This is a genomic window from Streptomyces sp. NPDC004327, assembly GCF_042873935.1.
In the GTDB taxonomy this organism is placed as follows: Bacteria; Actinomycetota; Actinomycetes; order Streptomycetales; family Streptomycetaceae; genus Streptomyces.
Map to the genome: position 1 here is coordinate 818,299 of NZ_JBIAME010000002.1, position 12,841 is coordinate 831,139.

The 12,841-nt window shown below is 71.8% G+C and carries 10 protein-coding genes; 6 read left to right on the forward strand and 4 right to left on the reverse strand.

The genetic code is table 11. The features are described 5' to 3' along the window. Window positions 1-169: 169 nt before the first annotated feature. Window positions 170-601 (reverse strand): VOC family protein, encoded by a 432-nt coding sequence (locus ACFYU9_RS09860; RefSeq protein ID WP_389205523.1) that lies wholly within the window; start codon window positions 599-601, stop codon window positions 170-172. A 140-nt stretch (window positions 602-741) separates the two neighbouring features. Here ACFYU9_RS09860 and ACFYU9_RS09865 point away from each other — a divergent pair, with 140 nt between their 5' ends. Next, a complete protein-coding gene (locus ACFYU9_RS09865) occupies window positions 742-3,729 on the forward strand; it encodes a bifunctional [glutamine synthetase] adenylyltransferase/[glutamine synthetase]-adenylyl-L-tyrosine phosphorylase (RefSeq protein WP_389344007.1) in 2,988 nt (995 codons plus the stop codon). A gap of 83 nt (window positions 3,730-3,812) precedes the next feature. On the opposite strand, the gene ACFYU9_RS09870 is transcribed toward ACFYU9_RS09865, so the two are convergent. The 3 genes from ACFYU9_RS09870 to ACFYU9_RS09880 form a co-directional block, all read right to left on the reverse strand. After that, window positions 3,813-4,223: a hypothetical protein gene (locus tag ACFYU9_RS09870; RefSeq protein ID WP_389344009.1), complete on the reverse strand. Its 411-nt coding sequence runs from the start codon at window positions 4,221-4,223 to the stop codon at window positions 3,813-3,815. A 115-nt stretch (window positions 4,224-4,338) separates the two neighbouring features. Continuing rightward, complete coding sequence (locus ACFYU9_RS09875) at window positions 4,339-5,259, reverse strand: phosphatase PAP2 family protein (protein ID WP_389205517.1); 921 nt, start codon at window positions 5,257-5,259, stop codon at window positions 4,339-4,341. Window positions 5,260-5,335: 76 nt separating this feature from the next. Next, a complete protein-coding gene (locus ACFYU9_RS09880) occupies window positions 5,336-6,376 on the reverse strand; it encodes a LacI family DNA-binding transcriptional regulator (RefSeq protein WP_389344011.1) in 1,041 nt (346 codons plus the stop codon). 313 nt (window positions 6,377-6,689) lie between these two features. On the opposite strand from ACFYU9_RS09880, the gene ACFYU9_RS09885 reads away from it, so the two are divergent. The 5 genes from ACFYU9_RS09885 to ACFYU9_RS09905 all read left to right on the forward strand — a co-directional run bounded on the left by ACFYU9_RS09885 (window position 6,690) and on the right by ACFYU9_RS09905 (window position 12,759). Next, entirely contained in the window at window positions 6,690-7,970 is a 1,281-nt protein-coding gene (locus tag ACFYU9_RS09885; RefSeq protein ID WP_389205513.1) for an extracellular solute-binding protein, read from the forward strand. Window positions 7,971-8,023: 53 nt separating this feature from the next. Next, window positions 8,024-9,037: a carbohydrate ABC transporter permease gene (locus ACFYU9_RS09890; protein WP_389205511.1), complete on the forward strand. Its 1,014-nt coding sequence runs from the start codon at window positions 8,024-8,026 to the stop codon at window positions 9,035-9,037. After that, window positions 9,031-9,930 (forward strand): sugar ABC transporter permease, encoded by a 900-nt coding sequence (locus ACFYU9_RS09895; RefSeq protein ID WP_389206705.1) that lies wholly within the window; start codon window positions 9,031-9,033, stop codon window positions 9,928-9,930. The genes ACFYU9_RS09890 and ACFYU9_RS09895 overlap by 7 nt, the downstream gene beginning before the upstream one ends. A 79-nt stretch (window positions 9,931-10,009) precedes the next feature. Further along, window positions 10,010-11,692, forward strand: coding sequence for an alpha-amylase family glycosyl hydrolase (locus tag ACFYU9_RS09900; RefSeq protein WP_389344013.1), 1,683 nt, complete (start codon window positions 10,010-10,012; stop codon window positions 11,690-11,692). Then, window positions 11,680-12,759 (forward strand): LacI family DNA-binding transcriptional regulator, encoded by a 1,080-nt coding sequence (locus ACFYU9_RS09905; protein WP_389205506.1) that lies wholly within the window; start codon window positions 11,680-11,682, stop codon window positions 12,757-12,759. Before ACFYU9_RS09900 ends, ACFYU9_RS09905 begins: the two co-directional genes overlap by 13 nt. Window positions 12,760-12,841: the final 82 nt, after the last annotated feature.

The following is a 12,841-nucleotide window of genomic DNA, read 5'->3' on the forward strand; positions in this document are numbered from 1 at the left end:
CGCGCGTTCGCCGTCACGCCGGCGCCAGGACATCAACGCCGGACATCAACGCCGGACATCAACGCCGGACATCAACGCCGGACATCAGCACCGGACACCAGCGCCGGGACGCACCGCGGGGACGGGGACGTGACCGTCGGGACGTCAGTGCCTGGACGTCACCGTCGGGTCAGCGTTCGGACAGCTCCGAGGGCGCCTCCTGCACCGTCCACCCGTTGCCGTCCGGATCGCTGAAGGCCATGAACGAGTTCCACGTCCCGCCCTTGCCCTCCTCCCAGCCCGTCGCGCCCACGTGCCGCACCGGCGACACCTCCACGCCCGCCGCGACCAGCTGCTCGCGGGCCGCGTCGATGTCGGTGACGCACAGCTGGAGGCCCTGCAGGGAGCCGGGGGCCGCCTCGTGGCCGCCGGGGAACGGCGGCATGCCCCGGACGAGGGAGATCGAGCAGCGCGAGCCGGGCGGGGTGATCTGGATGATGCGGACGCCCGGGGCCACCTCCTGGTCCAGGTCGACCGTGAAGCCGCACTTCTCCCCGTAGAACTCCTTGGCCCGGTCCAGGTCGGTGACGGGTACGGCGACGACTTCCAGCGTCCAGTCCACGGTCTCGTCCCCTCGCTCGCGTACGGTCGGTACCACCCTCCCGCACAAGGGCGCTGCCGCGCATCCGGAACGGTTCGCCGGATAGGCTCGATCGCGCACTCTTGACCAAGCGGCACGGGGACGGCGGAGGGAGCGGCGGCATGACGGCGCCGGGACGCAGGAGCAGTACGTTCACCCGGCTGCTGCGGCACGGGTTCACCGACCCGTCCGCCGCCGGACGGCTGCTCGACCTGGACGACCTCGCCCCGCTGCGCGACGACGCCGTGCTGCTCGACGCCCTCGGCGCCACCGCCGACCCCGACCTCGCGCTGCGCGGCCTGGTCCGGCTCGTCGAGGCGCAGCCGCCCGCCGACCGGCCCGCCCTCACCACCACGCTGCTGGCCGCGAAGCCGTTCCGGGACCGGCTGCTCGGGGTGCTCGGCGCCTCCGAGGCGCTCGCCGACCACCTGGCCCGGCACCCGCACGACTGGCAGGCGCTCGTCACCTACGAGGCGGCCGACCTGCACCCGGGCGTCGCCGAGTTCGAGCGCGGGCTCGCCGAGGCCGTCGACCCGGTGACGCTGCGCGTCGCCTACCGGCGCTGTCTGCTCGCCATCGCGGCCCGTGACGTGTGCGGCTCCGCCGACGTCGCCCAGACCGCCGCCGAACTCGCCGACCTCGCCACCGCCACCCTGCGCGCCGCGCTGCGCATCGCCACGGCCGCCGCGCCCGAGGACGCGGCCCGGTGCCGGCTCGCCGTGATCGCCATGGGCAAGTGCGGCGGCAACGAGCTCAACTACGTCTCCGACGTCGACGTCATCTTCGTCGGCGAGGCCGCGGACGGCACGGAGGAGGCCCAGGCGCTGCAGGCCGCGACCCGCCTCGCCTCGCACCTCATGCGGATCTGCTCCGAGACCACCGTCGAGGGCGTCATCTGGCCCGTCGACGCCAACCTCCGCCCCGAGGGCCGCAACGGGCCGCTGGTCCGCACCCTCTCCTCGCACCTCGCCTACTACCAGCGCTGGGCCAAGACCTGGGAGTTCCAGGCCCTGCTGAAGGCCCGCCCGGTGGCCGGCGACGCCGAGCTCGGCGCCGCGTACGTCGACGCCGTCTCCCCGCTGGTCTGGCAGGCCGCCGAGCGCGAGAACTTCGTGCCCGACGTGCAGAAGATGCGCCGCCGGGTCGTCGACAACATCCCCGCCGGCCACGTCGAACGCGAGCTGAAGCTCGGCCCCGGCGGCCTCAGGGACGTCGAGTTCGCCGTACAGCTGCTGCAGCTGGTGCACGGCCGCAGCGACGCCGGCCTGCACAGCGGCACCACCCTCGTCGCGCTCGAAGCCCTCGCCGCCGGCGGGTACGTGGGCCGCGCCGACGCCGCCCAGCTCGACGACGCCTACCGCTTCCTGCGCGCCATGGAGCACCGCATCCAGCTCTACCGGCTGCGCCGCACCCACCTCGTCCCCGAGGGCGAGGCCGACCTGCGCCGCCTCGGCCGCTCCCTCGGCCTGCGCACCGACCCGGTCAACGAGCTCAACCGGGAGTGGAAGCGGCACGCGGCCGTGGTGCGCCGGCTGCACGAGAAGCTGTTCTACCGGCCGCTCCTCGACGCCGTCGCCCAGCTGGCGCCCGGCGAGATCCGGCTCAGCCCCAAGGCCGCGGGCCAGCGGCTCGAAGCGCTCGGCTACGCCGACCCGGCCGCCGCCCTGCGCCACCTGGAGGCGCTGTCCTCCGGCGTCAGCCGCAAGGCCGCCATCCAGCGCACGCTGCTTCCGGTGCTGCTCGGCTGGTTCGCCGACTCGGCCGACCCGGACGCGGGCCTGCTCGGCTTCCGCAAGGTCTCCGACGCGCTCGGCAAGACGCCCTGGTACCTGCGCCTGCTGCGCGACGAGGGCGCCGCCGCCGAGAACCTCGCCCGGGTCCTCTCCGCCGGCCGCCTCGCCCCCGACCTGCTGCTGCGCGCCCCCGAGGCGGTCGCCATCCTCGGCGACCCGGAGGGCCTGAAGCCGCGCGGCCAGGACCACCTCGAACAGGAGGTGCTCGCCGCCGTCGGCCGCGCCGGCGGCGCCGAGCAGGCGGTGGCCGCGGCCCGCGGCGTGCGCCGCCGCGAGCTGTTCCGTACCGCCGCGGCCGACCTCATCGCCTCCTACGGCACCGAGGACAACCCCCGCGAGGCCGACCCCGGCGCCCTGGTCGACCGCGTCGGCCGGGCCGTCACCGACCTCAACGCCGCCACCATCGCCGGCGCGCTCCGGGCCGCCGTGCGCGCCGAGTGGGGCGAGGAGCTGCCGACCCGGTTCGCCGTCATCGGGATGGGCCGCTTCGGCGGACACGAGCTCGGCTACGGCTCCGACGCCGACGTCCTGTTCGTGCACGAGCCGCGCGAGGGCGTCGACGAGCAGGAGGCGGCGAAGGCCGCGAACCGGGTCGTCACCGAGATGCGCCGGCTGCTCCAGCTGCCCACCGCCGACCCGCCGCTGCTCATCGACGCCGACCTGCGCCCCGAGGGCAAGAGCGGCCCGATGGTCCGCACCCTGAAGTCGTACGAGGCGTACTACCGCCGCTGGTCGCTGGTCTGGGAGTCGCAGGCGCTGCTGCGGGCCGAGCCGATGGCCGGCGACCGCGAGCTCGGGCAGCGCTTCGTCGAGCTCGTCGACCCGCTGCGCTACCCGATGGAGGGGCTCGGCGAGGAGGCGGTGCGCGAGATCCGCCGTCTCAAGGCCCGCATGGAGACCGAGCGCCTCCCGCGCGGCGCCGACCCGACCCTGCACGCCAAGCTCGGCCGCGGCGGCCTCAGCGACGTCGAGTGGACCGTCCAGCTGCTCCAGATGCGGCACGGCTGGGCCGAGCCGGGCCTGCGCACCACCCGGACCCGCGAGGCCCTGGCCGCCGCCCACGCCGCCGGGCTCATCGGCACGGAGGAGGCGCAGACGCTGGACGAGGCCTGGGTGCTCGCCACCCGGGTGCGCAACGCGGTCATGCTGGTCCGCGGCCGGGCCGGCGACACCTTCCCCTCCGAGCCGCGCGAGCTGGCCGCGGTCGGCCGCTACCTGGGCTACGCGCCCGGCCACGTCGGGGAGATGGTCGACGACTACCGCCGGATCACCCGCCGGGCGCGGGCGGTGATGGAGGAGCTGTTCTACGGCGCCTAGGGTCTGCGGCGCCCAGGGTCTACGGCATCCAGGGGCTACGGCGCCTGGGGCCCCGTGTCCCGCGGATCAGGGCAGGAGCGGTCCTAGCGCCCGTTCCCGGCCCTCGTCGGTACGAGCGAGGCGAGTGCCGTCACCGCCACCACCAGGGCGAGCGAGTGCCACGGGAGGATCGCGCCCGGCCGGTCGTCGATGAGGTCGACCCCGTGCCACACGGCGGCGATCCAGCCGGCGGTCCCGACCGGCACCACCACCTTCAGCCCGCGCTCCCCGGCGATCCGCATGCCGATCCACAGCACCAGCGGCATCACCAGCGCCGTGTTCATCAGCGCGGTCGTGAACGCCTGGTCGTACGAGTAGCCCTGCGGGCTGCCGAGCGACGCCGCGGCCTGGCCCATCAGGCCCAGGTTCAGGGTGTCGGAGAGGATCAGATGGGCGGCGGCGACGGCGAGCACGGTGACGACGATCGCCTTGAGCAGCCGTGAGAGCGAGGTCATGGGGCCGACTATACGCAGCATGTATACATGGAGTGCATAGTGGGGTGGAGGAGGAGGCCGGACCGGGTGCCGGTCCGGCCTGGGGCCTGTCCGACCCCGATCCGCCGGACAGGCCCTAGCGGCCGGAGCCGACGCGCTCGGGGGAGTCCGCCGGAGAGTCCTTCGGCGCGGGCCCGTCCTGGGCCTCCGGCCCGGCGTCCCGCGCCGGCACCGTCGCCGGCTCCACGAGCTTCGGCAGCCGGTGCGGATGCGTGCCGAACCAGACGTACGACACCGCGAAGCCGAAGGTCAGGCAGACCGCGCCGCCCAGCGCGTCCATCCAGAAGTGGTTGGCGGTGGCCACGATGACGACCAGCGTCGCCGTCGGGTACAGCAGGCCGAGGATCCGCGCCCAGGGCGCCTTCGCGAGCAGGAAGACGGTGAGCCCGCACCACAGCGACCAGCCGATGTGCATCGACGGCATCGCCGCGTACTGGTTCGACATGTGCTTGAGGTTGCCCGAGGCCATCGAGCCCCAGGTGTCGTGCACGAGCACGGTGTCGGTGAAGTGGCCGCCGGTCATCAGCCGGGGCGGCGCGAGGGGGTACAGGTAGTAGCCGACCAGGGCCACGGCCGTGGTGGCGAACAGGACGGTGCGGAACGCCGCGTAACGGCCCGGATGCCATCGGTACAGCCACACGAGCACACCGATGGTCACGACGAAGTGCAGCGTGGCGTAGTAGTAGTTCATGCCCACGATCAGCCAGGTCACCGAGTTCACGGCCTGGTTGACGGCGTGCTCGAAGGCGAGCCCGAGGGTGTGCTCGGTCTGCCACACCCAGTCGGCGTTCTTGAGGGCCTGGGCCTTCTGCTCCGGCACCGCGTTGCGGATGAGCGAGTACGTCCAGTAGCTGACCGCGATCAGGAGCACCTCGAACCAGATCCGCGGACGCCGGGGCGTACGGGACCGCAGGGCGCGCGCGAACCAGCCGTCGGCCACGATGGGTGACGACGGGGTCGTCCGAATTTCCGAGGTCTTCACGGTCGTTTCACCCATAGGAGGAGAGTTTGCCAGATGTCGTCTCCTCGACCGATCATCCCTCGGTCGGGTATGAGGCGCATCCCCCTACGCCTCAGGACGTAGGGGAAGCCGGCGCCGGCGCGGGCGCCGAGGCGGTCGAACCGCGCACCACCAGCTCCGGCATGAAGACGAACTCGCTGTGCGGCGCCGGCGTCCCGCCGATCTCCTCCAGGAGCGCCCGGACCGCCGCCTGCCCCATCGCCTGCACGGGCTGGCGGATCGTGGTGAGCGGCGGATCGGTGAACGCTATGAGCGGGGAGTCGTCGAAGCCGACCACCGAGACGTCCCTCGGCACCTGGAGCCCCTGCTGCCGGGCCGCCCGGATCGCGCCGAGCGCCATCATGTCGCTCGCGCACACGATCGCCGTGCAGCCCTTGGCGATCAGCGCGGCGGCGGCGGCCTGGCCGCCCTCCAGCGTGTAGAGCGAGTGCTGGACCAGCTCGTCGGTCTCCTCCGGGGAGAGCCCGAACCGCTCCCGCATGCCCTTGCCGAAACCCTCGATCTTGCGCAGCACCGGCACGAACCGCTTCGGCCCGACCGCGAGCCCGATCCGGGAGTGCCCGAGCGCCGCCAGGTGCGTCACGGCGAGCACCATCGCGGCCCGGTCGTCGGGGGAGACGAAGGGCGCCTGCACCTTGGCGGAGAAGCCGTTGATCAGGACGTACGGGACGCCCTTGCCGCGCAGCCGGTCGTAGCGGCCCATGTCGGCCGTGGTGTCGGCGTGCAGCCCGGAGACGAAGATGATGCCGGCCACGCCCCGCTCGACCAGCATGTCCACCAGCTCGTCCTCCGTGGACCCGCCGGGGGTCTGGGTGGCGAGCACCGGGGTGTATCCCTGCCGGGTGAGGGCCTGCCCGATGACCTGCGCGAGCGCGGGGAAGATCGGGTTGTCCAGCTCGGGGGTTATCAGTCCGACGAGGCCCGCGCTGCGCTGGCGCAGCCGTACGGGACGCTCGTAGCCGAGCACGTCGAGCGCGGCGAGGACGGATTCACGGGTGGCCGCGGCCACACCGGGCTTGCCGTTGAGCACGCGGCTGACTGTGGCTTCACTGACCCCCGCCTGGGCTGCGATGTCGGAGAGCCGCGCGGTCATGGGAGTGGACTGTACCGCTCGCGGATCGGATTGCCCACCGTGGCCGCCTTCCGGCCACCGCCGCCCCCGTGCGGGCCTTCTTGCGCAAGATCTTGCAAGCCGGACCGGCCTCCCGTCGCTGTCAAGCGGCTCATCGGCAACCTTCGGGACACGCGGATGTAACGATCGCCCGGTCTTGCAGAAATTTCCCGCAAGGTCTTTCGGCGAGTTTTCATCCCTGTTACGTTCCTGCCCAGCCCGGCGCGCCGCGAGGGAGCGGTCGCATGAGGAAGGTTCGAGCCCCTCGTCCACCCGGGAATCTGAAGGAGTGCACATGCGGCGTGGCATAGCGGCCACCGCGCTGGTCGCGGCCCTGGGCGTGTCCCTGGCGGCCTGCGGAAGCGGCGACAACGGTTCCGCCGGCGGCGGCTCGAAGGGCTCGGGCGAGCTCTCCGGCACCGTGACCTGGTGGGACACCTCCACGGTCGGCTCCGAGGACAAGGTCTTCAAGCAGATCGCCGAGGACTTCACCAAGCAGCACCCCAAGGTCACCGTCAAGTACGTCAACGTGCCCTTCGGCGATGCCCAGAACAAGTTCAAGAACGCCGCCCAGTCCGGCTCCGGCGCCCCCGACGTGATCCGCTCCGAGGTCGCCTGGACCCCGGACTTCGCGAACCTCGGCTACCTCGCGCCGCTGGACGGCACCGCCGCCCTGAAGAACCAGGACGACTACCTCCCGCAGGCCGCCGCCTCCACCAAGTACAACGGCAAGACCTACGCCGCGCCGCAGGTCATCGACTCCATGGGCATCTTCTACAACAAGAAGATCTTCAAGGACGCCGGTGTCGAGGTCCCCAAGACCATCGACGAGCTCAAGGCCGTCTCCGCCAAGATCAAGCAGAAGACCGGCAAGACCGGCCTCTACCTGCGCGGCGACGACGCCTACTGGTTCCTCTCCTTCCTGTACGGCGAGGGCGGTGACATGGTCAACGCCGACAGCAAGACCGTCACCATCGACAACCCGGCCGGCGTGAAGGCCTTCAAGACCGTCAAGGACCTCGTCGACTCCAAGGCCGCGATCACCGACGCGACCAACGGCTGGGACAACATGCAGGCCGCCTTCAAGGACGGCAAGGTCGCGATGATGATCAACGGCCCGTGGGCCGTCGCCGACACCTACACGGGCAAGGAGTTCGCCGACAAGGCGAACCTGGGCATCGCCCCGGTCCCGGCCGGCTCCGCCGGCCAGGGCGCCCCGCAGGGCGGCCACAACCTCGCCGTCTACGCCGGCTCCAAGAACCTGGACGCCTCCTACGCCTTCGTCCAGTACATGAGCTCGCCCGAGGTGCAGATCAAGGTCGCCAAGCAGCTCAGCCTGCTCCCGACCCGCCAGTCGGCCTACTCCGAGCCCGGTGTCGCCACCAACCCGATGATCGGCTTCTTCAAGCCCGTCGTCGACAAGGCCGTCGAGCGCCCCTGGATCCCGGAGGGCGGCAGCCTCTTCGCGCCGCTCGTCACCGAGTACACCAAGGTCCTCACCAACCAGAGCAGCCCCGAGGACGGAGCGAAGGCGGCGGGCGACTCCTACCGCAAGCTCCTCAAGGGCTGGAAGTAACACCCACCGCAGGACTCCCTCGCAGGACGCGTGAAGGAAGGCAGACCGGCTAGATGGCTGTGGACACCAGCAGCCAGTCGGTGGCGAAGGCCGCGGGCGACGACGTCGCCCGCGGCCGGAGCCGCGGCACTGGCAAGCGGCAGGGACGCGTGAGGCGTTCCCTCTCCACCCACTGGTACGCCTGGGCGATGGTCGCCCCGGTCGTGCTCGTGATCGGCGTGATCATCGGATACCCGCTGGTCCGCGGCATCTGGCTGTCGCTGACCGACGCCGACGAACGCAACGTCGAGCGTTCCATCGGCGTCAACCACATCCCGGCGACCTACGAGTTCGTCGGCGTGGACAACTACGTCGACGCGCTCACCGGCAGCCAGTTCCTCGCCACCCTCGGCTGGACGCTGCTGTGGACGGTCTCCTGCGTCTCGGTGACCTTCGCCCTCGGGCTCGCGCTCGCCAACATGCTCAACCGGAAGTTCGCCGGCCGCTCCGTCTACCGGATGCTCCTCATCCTGCCCTGGGCGGTCCCCGGCTTCGTCTCCGTCTTCGCCTGGCGCTTCCTCTACGACGAGCGCCGCGGCATCCTCAACAGCCTGCTCGCGGGCGGCGGCATCGACGCCGTGCCGTGGCTCAACGACCCCACCTGGGCCAAGTTCTCGGTCATCGCCGTCAACGTCTGGCTCGGCGTCCCGTTCATGATGGTCGCCCTCCTCGGCGGCCTGCAGTCCATACCCGGCGAGCTGTACGAGGCCGCCGAGATGGACGGCGCGGGCGCCCTGCAGCGCTTCCGGCACATCACCCTGCCCGGGCTGCGGTCCGTCAGCACCACCGTGATCCTGCTGAGCACCATCTGGACCTTCAACATGTTCCCGGTGATCTTCCTGCTCACCCGGGGCGGTCCCGGCGAGGCCACCCAGATCCTGGTGACCCAGGCGTACAAGTTCTCCTTCGAGATCAGCCCGCGCGACTACGCCCAGTCCTCCACCTGGGGCGTGCTGATCCTGATCCTCCTGATGGTCTTCGCCGCGGTCTACCGGCGGGTCCTCCGCAAGCAGGGAGAAGTCTGGTGACCACCGCACGCACCTCCGCCCCCGCGCACGCCCGCGTGCCCGCCAAGGCCAAGGCCGGCGCGTACCGCCGCGGCCGGCGTTCGCCGCTCGCCTCCGCCGGGCTGCACCTCACCCTGATCGTCGCCTCCGTGATCGCCGTCTTCCCGGTGCTGTGGGTCCTGCTGACCTCGCTCAAGCCCGCGAAGTTCGCCACCACCACGGACTTCGTGAAGGAGCCGACGCTCGAGAACTACACGAGCCTGCTGCGGGACACCCCGTTCCTCACCTGGTTCGGCAACTCGCTGCTCGTCGCCGCCCTCACCACCGTGATCGGCGTCTTCGTCTCCTCCACCACCGGCTACGCCGTCAGCCGCTTCCGCTTCCCCGGCAAGCGCGGACTGATGTGGACGCTGCTCGTCACCCAGATGTTCCCGGTCGCCGTCCTCATCGTGCCGATCTACAACATCATGGCGTCGATGGGCCTGCTCAACAGCCCGACCGGCCTGGTCATCACGTACCTGACCATCGCCGTCCCGTTCTGCGCCTGGATGATGAAGGGCTTCTTCGACACCATCCCGCGCGAGATCGACGAGTCGGGCCACGTCGACGGCCTCACCCCCTTCGGCACCTTCTGGCGGCTGATCCTGCCGCTCGCCAAGCCGGGCATCGCCGTCACCGCCTTCTACTCCTTCATCACCGCCTGGAGCGAGGTCGCCTACGCCTCCGCCTTCATGGTCGGCGACGAGAACCTCACGCTCGCCGGCGGACTGCAGAAGTTCGTCAACCAGTACGGCGCCCAGTGGGGCCCGATGACCGCCGCCTCCGTGCTCATCGCCATCCCCGCCGCCCTGGTGTTCCTCTTCGCCCAGCGCCACCTGGTGACCGGCATGTCCGCCGGCGCCGTCAAGGGCTGAGCCCGAGCCGCACGCCCGGACCGACCCCGTACGCACAGACCGGGGGACCGTACGAATGTCCTTACGACGCAAGGAAGACATGACCCAGCACCTCGCCACCGCCGCCGCTGACGCCGCTCCGACCACCGGCACGCAGTCGGGCTGGTGGAGAGACGCGGTGATCTACCAGGTCTACCCGCGCAGCTTCGCCGACGGCGACGGCGACGGCATGGGCGACCTCATGGGCATCCGCAGCCGGCTTCCGTACCTGAAGGAACTCGGCGTCGACGCCGTCTGGCTCTCCCCGTTCTACGCCTCCCCGCAGGCCGACGCCGGCTACGACGTCGCCGACTACCGGGCCATCGACCCCATGTTCGGCACGCTGCACGACGCCGACGCCGTCATCCGCGACGCCCACGCCCTGGGCCTGAGGATCATCGTCGACCTGGTCCCCAACCACTCCTCCGACCAGCACGAGTGGTTCCAGCGCGCGCTGCGCGAGGGCCCCGGCTCGGTGCTGCGCGAGCGCTACCACTTCCGCCCCGGCAAGGGCGTGGACGGCGAACTCCCGCCCAACGACTGGGAGTCCATCTTCGGCGGTCCCGCCTGGACCCGCACCGAGAACCCCGACGGCACTCCCGGCGACTGGTACCTGCACCTCTTCGCGCCCGAGCAGCCCGACTTCAACTGGGAACACCCGGCCGTCCGCGACGAGTTCCGCTCCATCCTGCGCTTCTGGCTCGACATGGGCGTCGACGGCTTCCGCGTCGACGTCGCCCACGGCCTCGTCAAGGCCGAAGGCCTGCCCGACATCGGCGGCCACGACCAGCTGAAGCTGCTCGGCAACGACGTCATGCCCTTCTTCGACCAGGACGGCGTCCACGAGATCTACCGCTCCTGGCGCAAGGTCCTCGCCGAGTACGACGGCGAGCGCGTCCTCGTCGCCGAGGCCTGGACCCCGACCGTCGACCGCACCGCGAACTACGTGCGCCCCGACGAGATGCACCAGGCGTTCAACTTCCAGTACCTGGGCACCCACTGGGACGCCGAGGAGCTCCGTACGGTGATCGACGCCTCGCTCGCCGCGATGCGCCCCGTCGCCGCCCCCACCACCTGGGTGCTCTCCAACCACGACGTCACCCGGCACGCCACCCGCTTCGCCAACCCGGCGGGCCTCGGCACCCAGCTGCGCACCCCCGGCGACCGCGCGCTCGGCCTGCGCCGGGCCCGCGCCGCGACCCTGCTGATGCTGGCGCTGCCCGGCTCCGCCTACGTCTACCAGGGCGAGGAGCTCGGCCTGCCCGACGTCACCGACCTGCCCGACGAGGTCCGCCAGGACCCGTCCTTCTTCCGGGCCTCCGGCCAGGACGGCTTCCGCGACGGCTGCCGGGTGCCCCTCCCGTGGACCGTCGGGGGCACGTCGTACGGCTTCGGGTCCGGCGGCTCCTGGCTGCCGCAGCCCGCCACCTGGGGCGAGCTCAGCGTCGAGGCGCAGACCGGCGACCCCGGCTCCACCCTGGAGCTCTACCGCGACGCGCTCGCCCTGCGCCGCGCGCGTCCCGAACTCGGTGCGGGCGAGGCCGTCGAGTGGCTGGAGGCACCCGAGGGTGTGCTCTCCTTCCGCCGCGACGGCTTCGTCTGCACCGCCAACACCACCGGCCGGGCCATCTCCGTCCCGCTGCCCGGCCGGTTCCTGCTCGCCAACGAGCCCGTCACCGTCGACGGTTCGGGCGGCGATGTCGTCGAGCTGCCCGCCGACACCACCGTCTGGTGGGCGGTGTGACGATCCCCCTGCCGCGGGGCGCCGGAGGGGGCGCCCCGCGGCTCGCGGACATCGCCGCCCAGTCCGGGGTGAGCGAGGCCACCGTCAGCCGCGTCCTCAACGGCAAGGCGGGCGTGGCCGGCGCGACCCGGCACAAGGTGCTCGCCGCGCTCGACGTGCTCGGCTACGAGCGTCCCGTACGGCTCAAACGGCGCAGCGCCGGGCTGATCGGCCTGGTCGTGCCCGAGCTGACCAACCCGATCTTCCCGGCCTTCGCCCAGGTCATCGAGCAGGTCCTGGCCGGCCACGGCTACACCCCGGTGCTCTGCACCCAGATGCCCGGCGGCGCCACGGAGGACGAGCTGGTCGAACAGCTCGTGGAGCGCGGGGTGGCCGGCATCGTCTTCCTGTCCGGCCTGCACGCGGACGCCACCGCCGACCCGGCCCGCTACACCCGGCTCGCCGACCGCGGGGTGCCGTTCGTCCTCATCAACGGCTTCAACGAGCACGTCGACGCCAACTTCGTCTCGCCCGACGACCGGGCCGCGGCCCGGATGGCCGTGCGCCACCTGGTCGAACTCGGCCACGAGCGGATCGGCCTCGCCATCGGCCCGACGCGTTACGTGCCCTCGCGCCGCAAGGCGGAGGGCTTCGCCGCCGAGCTGCGCGCCCTGCTCGGCATCGAGCGGGCGGAGGCCGAACGCTTCGTGCGGCCCACGCTGTTCGGCGTCGAGGGCGGCCACGCCGCCGCCGACCTGCTGCTCGCCGAGGGCTGCACCGGCATCGTCTGCGGCTCCGACCTGATGGCGCTCGGCGTCGTCCGGGCCGCCCGCGCCCGGGGCCTCGACGTGCCCACGGACGTGTCCGTCGTCGGCTTCGACGACTCCCCGCTGATCGCGTTCACCGACCCGCCGCTGACGACGGTCCGGCAGCCGGTGCAGGCCATGGCGACGGCGGCGGTGGGCGCGCTCCTGGAGGAGATCGAGGGAAACCCGGTCCAGCGCACGGAGTTCGTGTTCCAGCCGGAGCTGGTGGTGCGCGGCTCGACGGCGCAGGCGCCGGCCCGGTCGCCGCGCGTCGTCGCGTAACTCTTTGCGCAATCGCTTGCGTTGAGGTGTGCGGGGGGTTGACCGCACACCTGTACGCCCCTACGGTCACGGCTGAAAACAG

Bases quoted from the DNA above. Each gene is read 5' to 3' on its own strand.
- ACFYU9_RS09865 (WP_389344007.1), top strand. From the start codon at position 742: ATGACGGCGCCGGGACGCAGGAGCAGTACGTTCACCCGGCTGCTGCGG.
- ACFYU9_RS09870 (WP_389344009.1), bottom strand. From the start codon at position 4,223: ATGACCTCGCTCTCACGGCTGCTCAAGGCGATCGTCGTCACCGTGCTC.
- ACFYU9_RS09875 (WP_389205517.1), bottom strand. From the start codon at position 5,259: ATGGGTGAAACGACCGTGAAGACCTCGGAAATTCGGACGACCCCGTCG.
- ACFYU9_RS09880 (WP_389344011.1), bottom strand. From the start codon at position 6,376: ATGACCGCGCGGCTCTCCGACATCGCAGCCCAGGCGGGGGTCAGTGAA.
- ACFYU9_RS09885 (WP_389205513.1), top strand. From the start codon at position 6,690: ATGCGGCGTGGCATAGCGGCCACCGCGCTGGTCGCGGCCCTGGGCGTG.
- ACFYU9_RS09890 (WP_389205511.1), top strand. From the start codon at position 8,024: ATGGCTGTGGACACCAGCAGCCAGTCGGTGGCGAAGGCCGCGGGCGAC.
- ACFYU9_RS09900 (WP_389344013.1), top strand. From the start codon at position 10,010: ATGACCCAGCACCTCGCCACCGCCGCCGCTGACGCCGCTCCGACCACC.